Source organism: Agromyces badenianii, from assembly GCF_003070885.1.
GTDB classification, from domain to species: domain Bacteria; phylum Actinomycetota; class Actinomycetes; order Actinomycetales; family Microbacteriaceae; genus Agromyces; species Agromyces badenianii.
Genome location: NZ_CP028913.1, coordinates 1,975,058 through 1,990,772, shown reverse-complemented (window position 1 = coordinate 1,990,772; position 15,715 = coordinate 1,975,058). Strand labels below are relative to the sequence as shown.

The 15,715-nt window shown below is 69.9% G+C and carries 18 protein-coding genes and 1 tRNA gene; 12 read left to right on the top strand and 7 right to left on the bottom strand.

The window, feature by feature from the left end; all coding sequences use genetic code 11:
- Positions 1-45: 45 nt before the first annotated feature.
- The 3 genes from DCE93_RS09480 to DCE93_RS09470 all read right to left on the bottom strand — a co-directional run bounded on the left by DCE93_RS09480 (position 46) and on the right by DCE93_RS09470 (position 2,349).
- Positions 46-723, bottom strand: a complete 678-nt coding sequence (locus tag DCE93_RS09480) for a helix-turn-helix domain-containing protein (RefSeq protein ID WP_108595667.1) — start codon at positions 721-723, stop codon at positions 46-48.
- A gap of 94 nt (positions 724-817) precedes the next feature.
- Positions 818-1,558 carry a DedA family protein gene (locus DCE93_RS09475; RefSeq protein ID WP_205647527.1) on the bottom strand — a complete coding sequence of 247 codons (741 nt, stop codon included), beginning with the start codon at positions 1,556-1,558 and terminating at the stop codon, positions 818-820.
- Between the two features lie 227 nt (positions 1,559-1,785).
- Positions 1,786-2,349 (bottom strand): biliverdin-producing heme oxygenase, encoded by a 564-nt coding sequence (locus DCE93_RS09470; RefSeq protein WP_276329499.1) that lies wholly within the window; start codon positions 2,347-2,349, stop codon positions 1,786-1,788.
- Here DCE93_RS09470 and DCE93_RS09465 point away from each other — a divergent pair.
- A complete protein-coding gene (locus tag DCE93_RS09465; RefSeq protein ID WP_108596689.1) occupies positions 2,341-3,207 on the top strand; it encodes an LLM class flavin-dependent oxidoreductase in 867 nt (288 codons plus the stop codon). The two genes, DCE93_RS09470 and DCE93_RS09465, sit on opposite strands and share 9 nt — an antisense overlap.
- A 4-nt stretch (positions 3,208-3,211) precedes the next feature.
- Here the strand turns inward: DCE93_RS09465 and DCE93_RS14585 are convergent, their stop codons facing one another.
- Positions 3,212-3,367 carry a hypothetical protein gene (locus tag DCE93_RS14585; RefSeq protein ID WP_168186196.1) on the bottom strand — a complete coding sequence of 52 codons (156 nt, stop codon included), beginning with the start codon at positions 3,365-3,367 and terminating at the stop codon, positions 3,212-3,214.
- 388 nt (positions 3,368-3,755) lie between these two features.
- Here DCE93_RS14585 and DCE93_RS09460 point away from each other — a divergent pair, with 388 nt between their 5' ends.
- Positions 3,756-5,711: an N-acyl-D-amino-acid deacylase family protein gene (locus tag DCE93_RS09460; protein ID WP_168186195.1), complete on the top strand. Its 1,956-nt coding sequence runs from the start codon at positions 3,756-3,758 to the stop codon at positions 5,709-5,711.
- Positions 5,712-5,787: 76 nt separating this feature from the next.
- On the opposite strand, the gene DCE93_RS09455 is transcribed toward DCE93_RS09460, so the two are convergent.
- Both DCE93_RS09455 and DCE93_RS09450 read right to left on the bottom strand, forming a co-directional pair.
- Complete coding sequence (locus DCE93_RS09455) at positions 5,788-7,404, bottom strand: PucR family transcriptional regulator (RefSeq protein ID WP_108595664.1); 1,617 nt, start codon at positions 7,402-7,404, stop codon at positions 5,788-5,790.
- An 84-nt stretch (positions 7,405-7,488) separates the two neighbouring features.
- Positions 7,489-7,570, bottom strand: a tRNA-Leu gene (locus DCE93_RS09450).
- 125 nt (positions 7,571-7,695) lie between these two features.
- On the opposite strand from DCE93_RS09450, the gene DCE93_RS09445 reads away from it, so the two are divergent.
- The 9 genes from DCE93_RS09445 to DCE93_RS09410 all read left to right on the top strand — a co-directional run bounded on the left by DCE93_RS09445 (position 7,696) and on the right by DCE93_RS09410 (position 13,106).
- The gene (locus tag DCE93_RS09445) at positions 7,696-8,928 is read left to right on the top strand and encodes a TadA family conjugal transfer-associated ATPase (RefSeq protein ID WP_108595663.1); all 1,233 of its coding nucleotides are present in this window, start codon (positions 7,696-7,698) and stop codon (positions 8,926-8,928) included.
- Positions 8,925-9,785 carry a type II secretion system F family protein gene (locus tag DCE93_RS09440; protein ID WP_108595662.1) on the top strand — a complete coding sequence of 287 codons (861 nt, stop codon included), beginning with the start codon at positions 8,925-8,927 and terminating at the stop codon, positions 9,783-9,785. Before DCE93_RS09445 ends, DCE93_RS09440 begins: the two co-directional genes overlap by 4 nt.
- A complete protein-coding gene (locus DCE93_RS09435; RefSeq protein WP_108595661.1) occupies positions 9,773-10,723 on the top strand; it encodes a type II secretion system F family protein in 951 nt (316 codons plus the stop codon). Before DCE93_RS09440 ends, DCE93_RS09435 begins: the two co-directional genes overlap by 13 nt.
- A 54-nt stretch (positions 10,724-10,777) precedes the next feature.
- On the top strand, positions 10,778-10,945 hold the full coding sequence (locus tag DCE93_RS14580; RefSeq protein WP_165906084.1) for a hypothetical protein: 168 nt from the start codon (positions 10,778-10,780) through the stop codon (positions 10,943-10,945).
- Positions 10,942-11,358 carry a TadE/TadG family type IV pilus assembly protein gene (locus DCE93_RS09430; RefSeq protein WP_338027625.1) on the top strand — a complete coding sequence of 139 codons (417 nt, stop codon included), beginning with the start codon at positions 10,942-10,944 and terminating at the stop codon, positions 11,356-11,358. The genes DCE93_RS14580 and DCE93_RS09430 overlap by 4 nt, the downstream gene beginning before the upstream one ends.
- A complete protein-coding gene (locus DCE93_RS09425) occupies positions 11,333-11,893 on the top strand; it encodes a TadE family protein (RefSeq protein WP_205647416.1) in 561 nt (186 codons plus the stop codon). Before DCE93_RS09430 ends, DCE93_RS09425 begins: the two co-directional genes overlap by 26 nt.
- Complete coding sequence (locus DCE93_RS09420; RefSeq protein WP_108595660.1) at positions 11,893-12,339, top strand: pilus assembly protein TadG-related protein; 447 nt, start codon at positions 11,893-11,895, stop codon at positions 12,337-12,339. The genes DCE93_RS09425 and DCE93_RS09420 overlap by 1 nt, the downstream gene beginning before the upstream one ends.
- A 68-nt stretch (positions 12,340-12,407) precedes the next feature.
- Positions 12,408-12,806 (top strand): PPOX class F420-dependent oxidoreductase, encoded by a 399-nt coding sequence (locus DCE93_RS09415; RefSeq protein WP_108595659.1) that lies wholly within the window; start codon positions 12,408-12,410, stop codon positions 12,804-12,806.
- Positions 12,807-12,809: 3 nt separating this feature from the next.
- Positions 12,810-13,106, top strand: a complete 297-nt coding sequence (locus DCE93_RS09410) for a hypothetical protein (protein ID WP_108595658.1) — start codon at positions 12,810-12,812, stop codon at positions 13,104-13,106.
- A 54-nt stretch (positions 13,107-13,160) separates the two neighbouring features.
- Here DCE93_RS09410 and DCE93_RS09405 read toward each other — a convergent pair whose 3' ends face one another.
- The gene (locus tag DCE93_RS09405) at positions 13,161-14,456 is read right to left on the bottom strand and encodes an MFS transporter (RefSeq protein WP_108595657.1); all 1,296 of its coding nucleotides are present in this window, start codon (positions 14,454-14,456) and stop codon (positions 13,161-13,163) included.
- Between the two features lie 98 nt (positions 14,457-14,554).
- Here DCE93_RS09405 and prfB point away from each other — a divergent pair, with 98 nt between their 5' ends.
- Positions 14,555-15,661 carry a peptide chain release factor 2 gene (gene prfB / locus DCE93_RS09400; RefSeq protein WP_108595656.1) on the top strand — a complete coding sequence of 369 codons (1,107 nt, stop codon included), beginning with the start codon at positions 14,555-14,557 and terminating at the stop codon, positions 15,659-15,661.
- Positions 15,662-15,715 lie beyond the last annotated feature (54 nt).

The window sequence follows — 15,715 nt, the reverse complement described above, 5'->3', positions numbered from 1 at the left end:
GATGCCGCGGCGCGCGTCTTGAACCGGAGCGACACGAACCGGCGGTCAGACCGGCTCGTCTCGAGTCTGCGACTGCGCGGGCGTGTAGCCCGTGAGGCGCTTCACGTCGCGGGTGAGATGCGACTGGTCGGCGTAGCCGAGCGCGTAGGCGACCTCGGCGATGGCCGCGCCCGACTGGAGCCGCGTAACCGCCTCGCGAGCCCGGCTGATGCGGCGCACGTGCTGCGGGGTGAAACCGGTGGCCTTCGTGAAGTGGCGTTGCACCGATCGCGTCGAGAGCGGTGGCCGCGCGCCGTGCAGGGTCGCCTCGACGATGCGATCACGGGCGAGCAGGCCATGCTCGACGAAGGTGTCGACGAGGTCGTCGATGCCGGCGTAGTCGGGGAACGGCCACTCGGCGCCCGCGAGCTCGAAGGCCGTGGGTCGGGGCATCGGAAGGGCGATCGTGCGATCGCACATCTCGCACGCGGGCACGTGGGTGAAGTAGCTGCCCTGCACGAACCGCACGCCGACGTTGCGACTGCCGGAGTGGTACGGCACGGAGGTCGGGCGAGACGAGGGGCCGCTCAGGAGTGTGCGCCGTCCGTCGGCGAGCCGCGAGAAGATCATGTCCCAGCAGGCGTCGGCCGCCGCGAGGTAGACACCGTCGTTCACATCGATCGTCTGCCAGACGACATCGACGAACTCGGAGCGTGAGGCTTTCTCCTCGTAGAGGAAGCTCATTCCGCAGAGTGTAGCCCCGTCGGGCGCAGGCCGCAGGGGCCGGGCCCGCGGCGGCGCACGCGAGCGCACGCCGCCGTGTGCCGCGGTGTGCCGCCTACCGGTCTTCGGGGCCGCGCTCGAAGACCTCGGGGTCGAGCACGAGTGCTTCGGCCTCTTCGTGATCGGTCACCACGTCGGCTCCGGCCGCCGCGGCCCGCTTCGCCTTACGGGCCGACGCGAAGTAGTGCCAGAGCGTGGGGATGAGGGTGACCACGACGGCGCCGAGGAGGATGACGTCGATGTACTCCTGCACGAAGTCGGCGATCGGCGGGATGTAGCCGATGAGGAAGCCGAAGTAGGTGAGGCCGGCGCCCCAGATGAGCGCGCCGACGAGGTTGTACAGCGAGTACTTCTTGTAGTTCATGTGGCCGACGCCGGCGGCGACGGGTGCGAAGGTTCGCACGATGGGCACGAAGCGGGCGAGGATGATCGCGAGCGCGCCGAAGCGCTCGAAGAACGCGTTCGTGCGTTCGACGTTCTTGACGCTGAAGAGGCCGGACTCCTTGCGCTCGAACACGCTCGGCCCGAACTTGTGGCCGATGAGATAGCCGACTTCACCTCCGAGGAAGGCGGCGAAGCCGATCGCGAGGCAGACCCACCAGATGTCGACGCCGAACACGAGCGAGGTGTGGGTGAGTAGGCCCGAGATCACGAGCAGGGTGTCACCCGGTAGGAGGAAGCCGACGAGGAGGCCGGTTTCGGCGAACACGATCGCGCAGACCACGACGAGCGCCCACGGGCCGGCCCCGGCGATGATGGTCTCGGGGTCGAGCCAGGGGATGAGCGCGGTGTGGATCACTTGGGGGGATCTCCTGTCGTCGTCGGGCACGGCGATTGCCGTTCAGCAGGCGGCGTGGTGTCGTTGCAGTCTACCGAGGGTGCTCCTGTGCGCCATCCGACTGGAGGATGATCCGGCTCAGTGCGCCGCCCGTACCGTCGTATGGGCGGCGAGGCGGCGGGATCAGCCGGCGAGCGCCTCGAAGATGGCGCCGTTGAGCCGGAACGACTCGCGAACCTCGGCGATCAGCACGTCGACCTTTCGGGCGACAGGGCGAGGTCGTTCATCGCTTCGCGGTACCCCCGCTTGTAGCGGACGACTCCGTCGTCGGCGATCTCGAAGCGGTAGAAGCCGAGCTGCTCGGGTGTGGCGCCGTAGTGCCTCGCGACGAGGCGGGCGATGGCCTGGCCGCCCGAGAGGTCGCCGCGGTAGCGCGTGTAGTGGTGGGCGAGGTAGCGCACGTCGTCGCCCGAGATCGTGCGAAGGTGCGCGGCGTACTCGGCGGTCGCGGGCAGCGGCGGATGCGCGGTGCGCCAGTCGGCGGCGCCGAGCGCAGCGAGATCGGCCTCGATGGCGGCCGAGCGAGCGAGCTCGGGGTCGAAGACGGCGGGATCGCCCTCACGGCTGCCGCGCTCTTCGAGCGCCTCGTACACCCAGCCGAACTGCGCGAGGTATCGCGTGTACTCCTCGAGCGAGAGCTCTCCGCCGATGAGCTGCACGATGTATCCGCGCGACTCGGCCGCCCGCGAGAATCGCCTCGAGCGAGCCCGCTGTCGGAGGTCGCCGCTAGCGTCGGCCGCATGAAGCACGGGTTCATCTTCACCGGCACCGATCCGGGTCTCGCGGTCGAACTCGCGTCGCTCGCCGAGGCCTCCGGTTGGCACGGGTTCTTCGTCTGGGAGGGCATCTGGGCCACCGACCCGTGGGCGACGCTCGCGGCCGCCGCTATGGTCACCGATCGCATCCGCCTCGGCACGATGCTGACGCCCGTGCCTCGACGCCGCCCGTGGGAGCTGGCCGGGCAGACCATGACGGTCGACCGCCTCTCGGGCGGGCGCGTCATCCTCTCGGCGGGTCTCGGCGTCTCCGAAGTCGAGCCGCGGTTCTGGATCTTCGAAGACGACCCCGGCCGAAAGCACCGGGCCGAGCTGCTCGACGAGTCGCTCGAGCTCATGCAGCAGCTGTGGCGCGCCGAGCCGTTCGAGTACGAGGGGCGGCACTTCCACGCGAAGCGCACCGACTCGATGCTGCCGCCCGCGATAGTGCAGCAGCCGCGCATTCCCACGTGGGTCGTCGGGCTCTGGCCGCGCATGAAGTCGATGCGCCGCGTGGCGCTCTACGACGGCTGGATCCCGAACTACGCGCCGCCCGGGCAGGCGCCCGCCGGCCCCGAGGAGCAGCAGGCGCTCTACACGCCCGAGGTCGCGGCCGAGGCGATCGCGTGGATCCACGCAGAGCGCGCCCGCCTGGGCCTCGCCGACCAGCCGTTCGACGTCATCCAAGAGGGCACGACGAGCGGCACGGATGCTTCAGCCGACGCGGCGCTCGTGCAGCCGTGGGCCGACGCGGGCGCGACCTGGTGGCTCGAGTCCGACTGGTCGGTGCCGGCCGAGCGAGTCGAGGCGTCTGCGCGCGAGCGCATCGCTGCGGGGCCGCCCTCGCGGTGACCGCTCACTCCGAAGCGTCGTCCTTCGCGATCTCGTTTCCGTCGGCGTCGTACTCGATCCAGTCGTCGTCGATCTCCGGCGACGGCGACTGCGACCGCGGGCGATTGGGATCACGGTCGAGGTCCAGTGGTTCCTCGAGCGGGTCGACGAAATCAGTCATGGTTCGTTCCTCCTTGAGTCCCGGTCTGTGACACGAACGTACCGCGATATCCCGAGCTTCGGGCAGAGGTGATCAGGCGGAAACCTGCATTTCGCGTGCCGAGCTCCCGCCGCGTTCCCTGACGACTCGAGTCGATCGATCGGCTTGTGAGTGTTCATGAGGCGGATCCCGGAGCCCTGTCCGATCGGCTAAAGCCCAGCGGTTCCGCCGATGGAAGTATCGCTGATGTCCCGGCAACGGCGCCGGGCCGTGAGCGAGAGGTGAAGACATGGCGCGAGGCAGTTCTGGGCCGGGGGGTCCGCAAATCCGGGGTGGTGAACGCGATCGTCAGCGGCCCGCTGATTCGCGAGCCGGCGGTTCGACCCGCTTGCGCCTCGGGATCGGCATCGTGATTGCGGCCGTCGTCGTCACGGGCACTGCGGTCGTGGGGGCCGCGGTGCTGGGCCCTTCCGGCGCCGCCGACTCAGCGGAGGCAGCGAAGTTCGACGCGATCATTCGCGGCGGCACCGTGTTCGACGGCGCCGGCTCCGTCGGCACGATCACCGACGTCGGAATCCGAAACGGGCACATCGCGGCCATCGGGGATCTGTCCGAGGCAGCGGCCGACTCCAGCTACGACGCCCGGGGCCTCTACGTGACGCCGGGCTTCATCGACGTGCACGCGCACACCGACACCGGTGAGGCGCTGGCCGATGCGAAGAGTTCGCTGACGCAGGGGGTGACCACCGAGACCCTCGGCCCCGACGGCCGCGGAGAGTTGGCCATCGCCGAGCAGCTGGAAGAACTCGCGGCGGCCGACAAGGCGATCAACGTCGCCCCGTACGTCGGCTTCGGTACAGTCTGGGCCGACACCATGGGCGAAAACGACGCACGACCGACCGAGGCGCAGCTGGATCGGATGCGCGGGCGCATCAGCGAGGCGATGGCCGAGGGCGCCTGGGGCGTCTCGAGTGGTCTCGGTTACACGCCGGCGGGCTATGCCAAGACCGACGAGGTCATCGAGATCGTCAAGGCCGCTGCACCGTGGCGAACCATGTTCAGCGACCACATGCGAGACGAGACCAACCGCGTGGTGGAGTCGACCGAGGAGAACATCGCGATCGGAGCCGGTTCGGGCCTCATGTCGGAAGCGACCCACTTGAAGGTCGCCGGGCCGCTCAACTGGGGAAAGTCGAGCACGATGCTCGAGCTCTTGGCCGACGCACGAGCTGCAGGGCAGCTGGCCGGGGGCGACGTGTACCCGTACACCGCCGCCCAGACCGGACTCTCGTTCTACGTGTCGGGATGGGCGAAGGACGGCGGAACCGAGGCGATGCTCGAGCGCTTCGCGGATCCCGCGCAGCGGTCGCAGATCGACGCGGAGGTCAGCGCGTTCGTGGTCGACGATGTCGGCGTACCCGAGAACATCTCGTTCCCGACGCTCGACAACGCGACGCTCGGGGACCTCATAGCCGAGTACCAGGTCGCGACGATCGGCGAGGCGGTCATCCGGGTGCTCGAGGAGAACGACGGGGAGATCGCGGCCGTGATGCACATCGGCTCGGAGGACGACCTCGAGAACTTCCTCAAGGATCCGTTCGTCGCGATCTCGTCGGATGGCGGATTGACCGAGGAGACCGAGACCCACCCGCGCCACTACGGCACGTACCCCAGGCTGCTCGGTCAGTACGTCCGGGATCAGCACGTCCTCGAATGGCCGGAGGCGATCCGCAAGATCACCGGCTTGCCGGCGACGATGCTCGGCATGACCGATCGCGGCTACATCGCCGAGGGCATGACAGCGGATGTCACCGTCTTCGATCCCGACACCATCATCGATCGCGCCACCTTCGTCGAGCCGAAGCAGTACTCCGAGGGGGTGCGATGGGTGTTCGTCAACGGGGCTCTCGCGCTCGACGACGGCGAACCGACCGGTGCGCACTCGGGTGAGGCCCTCCGGCGTGCTTCGAGCATGCCGACCCGCCCCCAGGCTGTCGCCGGACTGAAGGAGGCCGCGATCTCGGGCACGGTGACAGCGGTCGACACGACGACGTCCCAGGCGCTCGCCGTGGATCTCGTCCACGACGACGGCGCGCCGAACGCGACCGGAACCGTCGTCGTGACCGCCGCCGATGGCTCGGAGATCCGTTCGCAGTCGCTCGGGCGTCTGCAGACCGCGCCCGGCTGGTTCAGCGTCTCGGGTATCGGGCGGGGTGGCGACGGTGCGGATCACGCGTTCACGGTCACCGTCGACGAGCACGATCCGCTCGCAGCGCCCGGCGAGACGCGGGTGACGATCCAGGTCGACGGGGCGGACGACACGTACGGTGTCCTCCAGCAGGCAGACGGGGCCGACGCGCAGTAGCACGATCAGAGGGAACCGACCCGGACACCGCGCTCGACCGCGGTGTCCGGGTCATCGATCGGGGCAGGACCTGCGCTCAGGACTTGGCCCGCGACTCGGCGAAGGCCTGCGCTCGGAGTTCGAGCCACAGTGCCAACCTCTCGTCGGCGTCGGAGAGGTCGACGCCCCACGCCTCCTGGAGGCTCTGGAGTCGATAGCGCACGGAGTTGTCGTGGATTCGCAGGGCCGTCGCCGCAGCCGAGATGCTGCCCAGTTCGAGCCACGTGAGCAGCGTGGCTCGCAGTTCGGCTTCGCGCGTGGTGCCGGCGGCGAAGGACCGTCCGAGGGCGCCGTGACGGAGGAACGGCTGCCCGGCGAACGAGTCGACGGCCGCATCGATGACGAGTTGCGGCTGCACTTCGGTGGTGCGTGCAACGGCACGATCCGCTCCGATGCACGCGCGGAGCACCGCATCCACCTCCACCCGGAGGGCAGCGACGGCACCCGCGTGTCGCGCGGCCTCGCTGACGCCGGCGAACACCGGTGCCTCGAGCGTGCGACGCGCGAGCGCGACTGTCTCCGAGGCGAGCGCATACGCCGTCTCACCGCTCTCAGAACTCACGAGTGCGTAGAGCGTGTCACCGATGATCGTCGTCAGGGCCAGCTCCACCCGCACCCGTGAATGCCGGTCGACGATCGAGCGCAGCTGCTGGAGCAGCCGCGGACTCGTGGCGGCACTCGTCGCCGCGAAGCCGACGACGGCCATCGGCTGCTCGCGCGAGGCACCGAGCACCGAGAGCTCCTCGCCGCTCGACATGCCGAGCAGCAGCCGTTGGAGCGCCTCTTCACGCGGTCGCTGGGCCGACTCGCTGGCGCGCCACGACTCGAGGAGGTGCGCCGCGGCGAGGTTCGCGCCGCGAACCAGCGCCTCCGTCTTGGCCACGGCGAGGGGCAGGTTCAGATCTGCGCCCTCGGGGTCGATCGCCCAGATGCTGCCGAGCGGGAGGCTCCCGGCGCGGATCGCAATCGCCGCCCGCGGCTCCTCGCCGGGAGAGCTGGGAAAGCGGATGACGCCGGGCGCGCCGAGAAGCGTGCGGTACTGATCGAGGTTCCGCTCCGAATCCGGCACGCGGCGCTGCAGGATCCCCTGTTCCCTGAGCCCGTCGATCAGTTGCTCGGGGAGCGAGGAGTAGGCGAGCACGTTGCGCCCGTGGTCCTCGATCGCGACCGAGCCGCCGAAGACCGCCGCGAGGGAGTTCGCGAGGGCGAAGAGGTGGTCGCCGGTGGTCGCCGTCGTGGGGATGCCCGGTGCGTTCTCGCCGAGGAACCGGCTCACGAGCGCATCGAGCTGTCGCCAGCTCACGTATGGCGAGAGCCGGAGGATGGCGGTTCGTCGCTGCGCTCCGATGAACGGTGCCGGCTGTTCGTCGCCACCCTGGAAGACGAGCGCTGGTGCGTCGGCGGAAGCGGCCCGCTCGAGCAGATCGGCGCGACCCTCGGCGTCGAGCGTCGACCATGACGGCACGAGGAGGATCGAACCGCGGGGAACTCGCTCGAGCGATGCAGGGTCGAAGAACTCGAGCCCGGTGATCGCCGGATCGAGCTCGGCGTCGGGATTCGCGAGCGTGAGGATCGTGCCGCCGAGCCGTTCGAGCAGCGCACCGACGCTCGGGCAGTCGCCGGCCGCCGAATTCGTCGGATGCTCCGAATGCATCTGCCGATTCTAGAGAACTGCACAGGCGGCGGCGGGCGCGGTCGTCTTCCCGCGACACACCGGAAACGGCGACGACGATCAGCGTGCGGAAGGTGGGACTTGAACCCACACGCCCGAAGGCACAGGAACCTAAATCCTGCGTGTCTGCCGATTTCACCACTCCCGCGAGTGCCCGATCAGTCTAGGCGTTCCGCGCACGGCGCTCTCCGGCGGCGAGGTCGTCGTTCGGCATGGCGGCCCAGCTGTGGATAACTTCGAGGCGGGGCATCCCGCGCACCGCATGATGGTGCCATGACCGACGCCGTGCGCACCATCGCCGACCGGGTGCGAACCCGGGTGCTGCGCGACGGAGTCGACCTCTCGCGTGACGAGTCGGCCGCAGCCCGTTACGCCCATGAAGAGGTGCGGCGCTACAGCGAGCGCGCGCTCGCCGGCGCGCACGCCCAGCTCGGCGACGAGCCGGGCACCGCCCGCGACGTCGTCGCCTCGATCACCGGCTACGGGCAGTTGCAGCCGTACTTCGACGACCCCGATGTCGAGGAGATCTGGATCAACGCGCCGACCCGGGTCTTCGTCGCCCGCAGCGGAGTCTCCGAGCTCACGACCGTCGTCCTCTCCGATCGCGAGGTGCGTGAGCTGGTCGAGCGCATGCTGCAGCACTCGGGGCGACGAGTCGACCTCTCCTCGCCGTTCGTCGACGCCTCGCTGCCCGACGGGTCGCGACTGCACGTCGCCATTCCCGACGTCGCGAGGTCCCACTGGTCGGTCAACATCCGCAAGTTCCAGCGGCGCATCCGATCGCTGACCCAGCTCATCGAGCTCGGCTCGCTCACACCGCGCGCGTCGGAGTTTCTGCGCATGAGCATGTTGGCGGGTGCGAACATCCTCGTCTCGGGAGCGACCCACACGGGCAAGACCACCATGCTCAACGCGCTCATGTCGGGTGCGCGAACGAGCGACCGCGTCGTCACGGTCGAGGAGACCTTCGAGCTCGACCTCGACGTTCGTGATCTCGTCGCGTTGCAGTGCCGTCAGCCGAGCCTCGAAGGCACCGGTGAGATCACGCTGCGTCGTCTCATCAAAGAGGCCCTTCGCATGCGCCCCGATCGACTCATCGTCGGCGAGGTTCGCGAAGCCGAGAGCCTCGACCTCCTGATCGCCCTGAACTCGGGCCTGCCGGGCATGTGCACCATTCACGCCAACTCGGCACGCGATGCCCTCGCCAAGCTCTGCACGTTGCCGCTCCTGGCCGGCCGCAACATCGACTCCGCCTTCGTGGTGCCGACGGTGGCGAGCTGCATCGACCTCGTCGTGCACCTCACGCTCGATCGCGATGGCCACCGGCGAGTCGCCGAGATCATCGCTCCGACCGGCGGATGCACCGGGGCCGCCGTCGACGCCGAGGCGATCTTCGTGACCCGCGCCGGAGAACTCGTCGCCACGGGCGCGGCTCCCGCCCGAGTCGAGAAGTACCGGGCCGTCGGGCTCGATCCCGACATCGTGCTCGCAGAGGTGGCGCGATGAGTCTCGCGCTCGGTGCGCTGCTCGGCCTCGGCGTGCTACTCGTCGTGTCGCCGCTCATGTGGCCCGCCGCAGCTCGGTGGCCCGGAGCCACCGGCGTCGGCGCCCGTGCTCGCGACGAACTGGCACTGGCCGGGCTCGGCGCGGTTCCCATCGCGGTCGTCGTGATCGTCGTGGCGGTGCTCGCACTCGTCGCGGGCGCAATCGCGCATGCGGTCTTCAGGGTGCCGGTGCTCACGGTCGTCGCGACACTGCTCGGGGCGGCGCTCGTCCCGCTCCTCGTGCGGGCACGCGCCACACGTCGCCGAGCAGCCAACCGGGCGGTGTGGCCCGACGTCGTCGATCACCTGGTGTCGTCGGTGCGTGCCGGCATGTCCCTGCCCGACAGCCTCGGTGCGCTGGCCGATCTCGGCCCCGCAGCGACGAGGACCGCATTCGCCGACTTCGACGACGAGTACCGACGCACGGGCAACTTCGGCGCATGTCTCGACCGCTTGAAGGGTGCGCTCGCCGACCCGGTCTCCGACCGGATCCTCGAAACCCTGAGAATGGCACGCGAGGTCGGTGGCAGCGACGTCACCGCGGTGCTTCGCGGGTTGGCCGGATATCTCCGTGAAGACGCCGCGCTCCGGGCAGAGGTCGTCGCTCGGCAGTCGTGGATCCGCAACGCCGCTCGCCTGGGCGTCGCCGCACCGTGGTTGCTGCTGCTCGTGCTCGCCTCGCGGCCAGAGACGATCCTCGCGTACGACTCCGCCGCCGGTGCCGCGTTGATCATCGCCGGCGTGGCGGTCACCGTCATCGCCTACCAGGCGATGGTCACCCTCGGCCGCCTTCCCGAGGAGCGTCGATGGTTCCACTGAATGGCGCTGCAGCGCTGGGCCTCGTCTGCGGTGCGGTGCTCGGTCTCGGGCTCTGGCTCGTCGTCTCCGCGGTGCCGAGGGTGGGCCGGCCCCGCCTCATCGATCGTGTCGCACCTTACGTCGCCGATATCTCGTCCGAAGCGAGGTCGCTGCTCGCCCGGCGGCCGTCGGACCCGACACCGGTGCTGGGGTTCCTCGTCGGTCCCGCCACACGCGCGCTTCGCACGCTGGTCTCGGAATGGCTGGGCGGCGCCGACACGATCGCGCGACGTCTTCGTCAGGCGGGCTCATCAGCGAGTGTCGAGCGATTCCGCGGCGAGCAGTTGGCGTGGAGCGCCGGCGCGTTCGCCGCAGCTTCGGCCCTTGCGCTGCTCTCGCCGGCGTTCGGCACCCTGCCCGTGGTCGTGCGCATCGCGGTGCCGTTCCTCGCTGCCGCGCTCGGCACCGTGCTGCGCGACTGGCTCCTGCAGCGCGCAGCTCGGCGGCGACTCGCGCGCATCTCGGCCGAGTTGCCGACCGTGCTCGAGTTCCTGACGCTCAGCCTCACGGCCGGCGAGGGAATGCTCGATGCCATCCGCCGCCTGGCGGGCGTCGCGGGTTCGGGCGAACTGCCGCGTGAGTTCGCGGGAGTCGTCGCATCCGTGGGCACCGGCGTCCCCCTGGGGCAGGCGCTCGCACAGCTTCGCGATGATCTCGACCATCCTGCCCTGTCGCGCGCTCTCGACCAGGTGCTCGGCGCCCTCGATCGCGGCACTCCGCTCGCGGGCGTTCTGCGCTCCCAAGCCGGCGACGCCCGTGAAGAAGCCAAGCGCACGATCATTGAGCTGGCCGGTCGCAAGGAGATCGCGATGCTCGTGCCGCTGATCTTCCTGATTCTCCCGGTGACCGTGGCGTTCGCGCTGTTCCCGGGCTACCTCGTGCTGCGGGCGGGATTCTGATGTTCCGCGACACCACCGAACGCACGATCCCGTGCACCGACGAAAGGAACCCGCATGCGCAACTGGATTCAGCGCCGGCTCGACGACGAACGCGGCGACGTGCCCGGCTGGGTGCTCATCACGCTCATGACCGCCGGCCTCGTCATCGTCATCTGGGGCTTGGCGGGCCCCGCGCTGTCCGGAGTCTTCGACCAGGCGATCAACCGCGTGCTCGGCATCTGACCTCGCACGGGCTGCTCGCACGGCTCAGCGCGCTGGCGAGGGAGGAGCGCGGATCGGCCGTCGCCGAGTTCACCCTCGTCGGCATCCTCCTCACCGTGCTCGCGCTTGCAGTGGTGCAACTCGCGCTGGCACTGCATGTGCGCAACACCGTGCTCGATGCCGCAGCCGAGGGAGCCCGATCTGCGGCGCTCGCCGGATCGAGCGCGGGAGCCGGCATCACCCGCACCCGCGAGCTGATCAGCGCCGCAGTCTCGGCCGAGTACGCCGATGAGATCGAGGCGGGCGTCAGCACCATCGGCGGCATCCCCGTCGCGTGGGTGACCGTGCGTGCGCCGCTTCCGGTGATCGGACTGCTCGGCGTCGACCGGACACTGGAGGTGACCGGGCATGCGGCGCTCGAAGTGCTCGACTGATCGCCCGGGGTCGATCCTTGACCGCCCGAGGTCGTTCCCTGATCGCGCGAGGTTCTCGAGCGACGAGGGCTCGGCCTCGCTCGAGTTCCTCACCGTGGGCATCATCCTGCTCGTGCCCCTCGTCTACCTCGTGCTGGCGGTGGCCGCGATCCAGGGCGGCGCCCTCGCGGTTGAAGGAGCGGCCCGACAGGCCGCAAGGGTCGCCGTGCAGGCGATCGATTCGGGCGCAGCGGATGCCGCCGTGGAGCGTGCGGTGCGGGTGACCCTCGACGACTACGGGGTCGATGCCGACGCGGCATCCGTCACGGTGTCGTGCGCGCCCTCAGGAGACTGTCTCGCTGCGGGGGAGCGAGTACGGGTCTCGGTCACCGCGAGCGTCCAGCTGCCACTCGTGCCCGCGGTGCTCTCACTCGATCAGGCGACGAGCGTGCCGCTCGAAGCGAGCGCGACGCAGACCGTCTCGCGTTTCGCCGCGAGCAGCGGCGGCAGCTCAGGCAGCGGCGGCAGCGCGAGCAGCGGCGGGAGCGGTCCGTGATGCGCCGGTTGTGCGCCCGTCTGGGCCGTGACGAAGCGGGATCGACGCTGCTCCTCACGATCTTCTACTGCTTCCTCGGACTCTCGCTCATCCTCGTCGTCGTTTCGGCGACCTCGCTGTACCTCGACCGGAAGCGCCTGTTCACGCTCGCCGACGGTGCCGCGCTCGCCGCCGCAGAGGCGTGGAGCCTCGATACCGTGCGACTCGACGGCGACCACCTCTCGCTCGAGCTCGATTCCGCCGACGTGAGCCGGGCTGCGGTCGCGTACCTCGGCGATGCCGTGCACGGCTTGCACGACGTCGAACTCGTGCGCGCGGCATCCGACGACGGCCAGAGCACCACGGTCACGATGCGCGCCGTCTGGTACGCGCCCATCCACACCGAGTTGTTGCCGCTGTCGGTGCCGTTCGAGGTGACCGCGACGGCGCGATCGGTGTTCCACTAACTCGCCGGGTCTGCCGGGCGGGGCACTTCGGGTTCCGCCGCCGACGCCGCGTGCGATTGACTTGGGGCATGACCGTCGAGATCTCAGACCACTTCGCCCGCATCCTCTCCGCGCCCGTGTTCGCCCACCTCGGCACCGTGCGCCCGAACGGCGAGGTGCAGGTGAACCCGATGTGGTTCGAGTTCGACCCCGAGACGCAGACGATCCGCTTCACGCACACGACGAAGCGTGCGAAGTTCCGCAACCTGCAGGCGAACCCGCACATGACGCTCGAGATGACCGACCCCGAGAACCCGCTCAAGTACGTCGAGGTGCGCGGCACGCTCGCCGAGGTCATCCCCGACCCCGAGGGCGCCTTCTACGTGCACCTCGGGCAGCGCTACGGCAACCCGCACGAGCAGGCGCCCGCCGACAAGGCCGACCGGGTCATCCTCGTGATGCAGGTCGAGAAGATCAACGGGCGCTGAGCGATGAGCAGTGGCAGCGCTGGCCGAGGCGCCTCAGGTCGGGCCGACGGGCGCCGCTACGCATGGATCGCGATCATCGCGGTCGTGCTCGCTGCCGCCGCGCTCTTCGCCCCTGCGATCGCCGCGCTGCCGCTCTCGGCGCTCGCCGTCGTGCTCGGGCTTCGCGGGCGGCGTGAGATGAAGAACGACCCGACGCTCGTCGCCGGATGGCTCTGGATCGGCGCCGTGGCCGTCGGCGGCTTCGTGCTGCTCTTCCAGGTGATTCTCGTCGTGCTGTCGTTCGCGACGACCGGCGGCTGACGCCGCGCGAGGCGCGACGCGCGACGGGCGACCGCGACCATCGTCAGCGCCGCGTCACCGCCGCCGGTGCGGCACGTACCGGGGAATCCAGCGCCAGAGCATCGCGGCGCCGAGGAGGCCGAGTGCGCCGACCACGACGTTCGCGGCCATGATCGACGCGATCGAGGTCACCGCGGCGATCATGAGCGGCGCCCCGGCCCCGCCCGTGTCGCCGATCATGCGGAACGCCCCGAGGAACGGCGCGGGGTTCTGCTTGGGCGCGAGGTCTGCGCCGAGGGTCATGATGATGCCGCTCGTGACGCCGTTCGCGAGGCCGAGCCACACGGCGATGCCCGTGAACCAGAGCGCGTTCGACGGCAGGTCGTGCGTGAACGCGAGCGCGATGTGCCCGACGGCCATGCCGAGGAGGCCGGGGATCGCGCTCCACAGCCGCCCGAACCGGTCCATGATCTGGCCGCTCGCGTAGAACAGGGCGAAGTCGATCGTGCCCGAGACGCCGATCACGAGCGCGGCCTGCTCGGCGGGCATGCCGATCGAGACCGACCACAGCGGCAGCACCACCGTGCGGCTCACGCGGATCGCGGCGAGGAGCCCCACGCCCGTTCCGATGCGGGCGAGCACGCCGCGGTTCTCGCGGATCGCGCGGAACACGTTCGATGACGACCCGGCCGCGGCGTCCGCCGCACCCGCGGTGGGCGGTGCGCCCGAGGCATCCGTCGCCGATGCGCCAGAGCCGGTGGATGCCACGCGCGCGAGCCTCGCTGCACCGAAGACCCGCTCGGGGTCGGGCAGCAGCACGAGCACGCCGACGACCCCGAAGCACGCGGCGACGAGCACCCAGAAGACGGTCTCGCTCGATCCGGTCCACGCGATGATGGCGGCCGCGACGAACGGTCCGACCGCCCAGCCCGCACGGAACACGCCGCCGAGCGTCGACAGTGCCCGTGCGCGGGTGCGCACCGGCACGTAGCTCGTGAGGAACGCGTGCCGCGCGAGCCCGAACACGGCCGTCGCGAGCCCCAACAGGAAGACGCCGATGCCGAGCGCCGGCAGGGTGGGCGAGACGATCGCGACGAGCACGCCGATGACGGCGAGCAGAGCCGCGCCGATCATCGCGTTGCGCTCGCCGATGCGGGCCACGAGCCAGCCGGCGGGCAGATCGCCGGCGAGTTCGCCGACCATGAGCATCGCCGCGATGAGCCCGGCGAGCGCGAGCGAGGCGCCGCGCTCGGTCGCCACGAGCGGGACGATCGGGATCATCGCACCCTCGCCGAGCGAGAACACGAGCGTTGGCAGGTAGACCGGGAGAACGATCGAACGCCACGAGAATCGGGGCGCGGTATCGGTCATCGCTCCGACGCTACACCCCGCGCCGAGCACGACCGCGCCCCGCCGGGTTGATGGCCGGGCCGCGCGAAGCGGGGCGACTCGCGTAGGCTGGGCAGGCCATGTTGGATCTTGACCTCACGCAGGAGATCGCCGCGCTGCGCTCCACGTTCCGCGATATCCGTTCCGTCGTCGATGTCGACGGCCTCGAATCGGAGATCGAGCGCCTCTCCGAAGACGCCGGCGCCCCCGACCTGTGGGACGACACCGAGAACGCCCAGAAGGTGACGAGCGCGCTCAGCCACCGCCAGTCCGAGCTCGCCCGGGTGAAGAGCATCGACTCGCGACTCGACGATCTCGAGGTGCTCGTCGAGCTCGCCAACGAGATGGGCGACGAAGAGAGCGCCGCCGAGGCGCGCACCGAGCTCGAGTCGCTGCAGAAGGCGATCGGCGACCTCGAGGTGCAGACCCTGCTCGACGGCGAGTGGGACGACCGCCCCGCGGTCATCACGATCCGTGCCGGCGCCGGCGGGGTGGATGCCGCCGACTTCGCCGAGATGCTCATGCGCATGTACCTGCGCTGGGCCGAGAAGCACGGCTACAAGGCCACCGTGATGGACACGAGCTACGCAGAAGAGGCCGGCATCAAGTCGGCGACCTTCGAGATCGACGCGCCCTACGCCTTCGGCACCCTGAGCGTCGAGGCGGGCACGCACCGCCTCGTGCGCATGAGCCCCTTCGGCGCGGCCGGCAAGCGCCAGACGAGCTTTGCCGCCGTCGAGGTCATTCCGCTCATGGAGGAGGCGCAGGAGGTCGAGATCCCCGAGAACGACATCCGCGTCGACGTCTTCCGGTCGAGTGGGCCGGGCGGCCAGTCGGTCAACACGACCGACTCCGCCGTGCGCATCACCCACCTGCCGACCGGCACGGTCGTCTCGATGCAGAACGAGAAGTCGCAGATCCAGAACCGGGCCGCGGCGATGCGCGTGCTGCAGTCGCGACTGCTGCTGCTGCAGAAGGAGCAGGAAGCGGCCCAGAAGAAAGAACTCGCGGGAAACATCACCGCGAGCTGGGGCGACCAGATGCGCTCCTACGTGCTCGCGCCGTACCAGATGGTCAAAGACCTGCGCACCGAGTACGAGGTCGGCAACCCGAGCCACGTCTTCGACGGCGACATCGACGGCTTCATCGCCGCCGGCATCAAGTGGCGCAAGCGTCCGACCGAGTAAACACCGGCTGACGTGCGCGTCGTTGCCCCGATTCGCGTCGACCCTGCCTAGGCT

Bases quoted from the DNA above. Each gene is read 5' to 3' on its own strand.
- DCE93_RS14580 (WP_165906084.1), top strand. From the start codon at position 10,778: ATGCGCAACTGGATTCAGCGCCGGCTCGACGACGAACGCGGCGACGTG.
- DCE93_RS09435 (WP_108595661.1), top strand. From the start codon at position 9,773: ATGGTTCCACTGAATGGCGCTGCAGCGCTGGGCCTCGTCTGCGGTGCG.
- DCE93_RS09480 (WP_108595667.1), bottom strand. From the start codon at position 723: ATGAGCTTCCTCTACGAGGAGAAAGCCTCACGCTCCGAGTTCGTCGAT.
- DCE93_RS09415 (WP_108595659.1), top strand. From the start codon at position 12,408: ATGACCGTCGAGATCTCAGACCACTTCGCCCGCATCCTCTCCGCGCCC.
- DCE93_RS09465 (WP_108596689.1), top strand. From the start codon at position 2,341: ATGAAGCACGGGTTCATCTTCACCGGCACCGATCCGGGTCTCGCGGTC.
- DCE93_RS09405 (WP_108595657.1), bottom strand. From the start codon at position 14,456: ATGACCGATACCGCGCCCCGATTCTCGTGGCGTTCGATCGTTCTCCCG.
- DCE93_RS09440 (WP_108595662.1), top strand. From the start codon at position 8,925: ATGAGTCTCGCGCTCGGTGCGCTGCTCGGCCTCGGCGTGCTACTCGTC.
- DCE93_RS09455 (WP_108595664.1), bottom strand. From the start codon at position 7,404: ATGCATTCGGAGCATCCGACGAATTCGGCGGCCGGCGACTGCCCGAGC.
- DCE93_RS09425 (WP_205647416.1), top strand. From the start codon at position 11,333: ATGCGGCGCTCGAAGTGCTCGACTGATCGCCCGGGGTCGATCCTTGAC.
- DCE93_RS09445 (WP_108595663.1), top strand. From the start codon at position 7,696: ATGACCGACGCCGTGCGCACCATCGCCGACCGGGTGCGAACCCGGGTG.
- DCE93_RS09420 (WP_108595660.1), top strand. From the start codon at position 11,893: ATGCGCCGGTTGTGCGCCCGTCTGGGCCGTGACGAAGCGGGATCGACG.
- prfB (WP_108595656.1), top strand. From the start codon at position 14,555: ATGTTGGATCTTGACCTCACGCAGGAGATCGCCGCGCTGCGCTCCACG.
- DCE93_RS09410 (WP_108595658.1), top strand. From the start codon at position 12,810: ATGAGCAGTGGCAGCGCTGGCCGAGGCGCCTCAGGTCGGGCCGACGGG.
- DCE93_RS14585 (WP_168186196.1), bottom strand. From the start codon at position 3,367: ATGACTGATTTCGTCGACCCGCTCGAGGAACCACTGGACCTCGACCGT.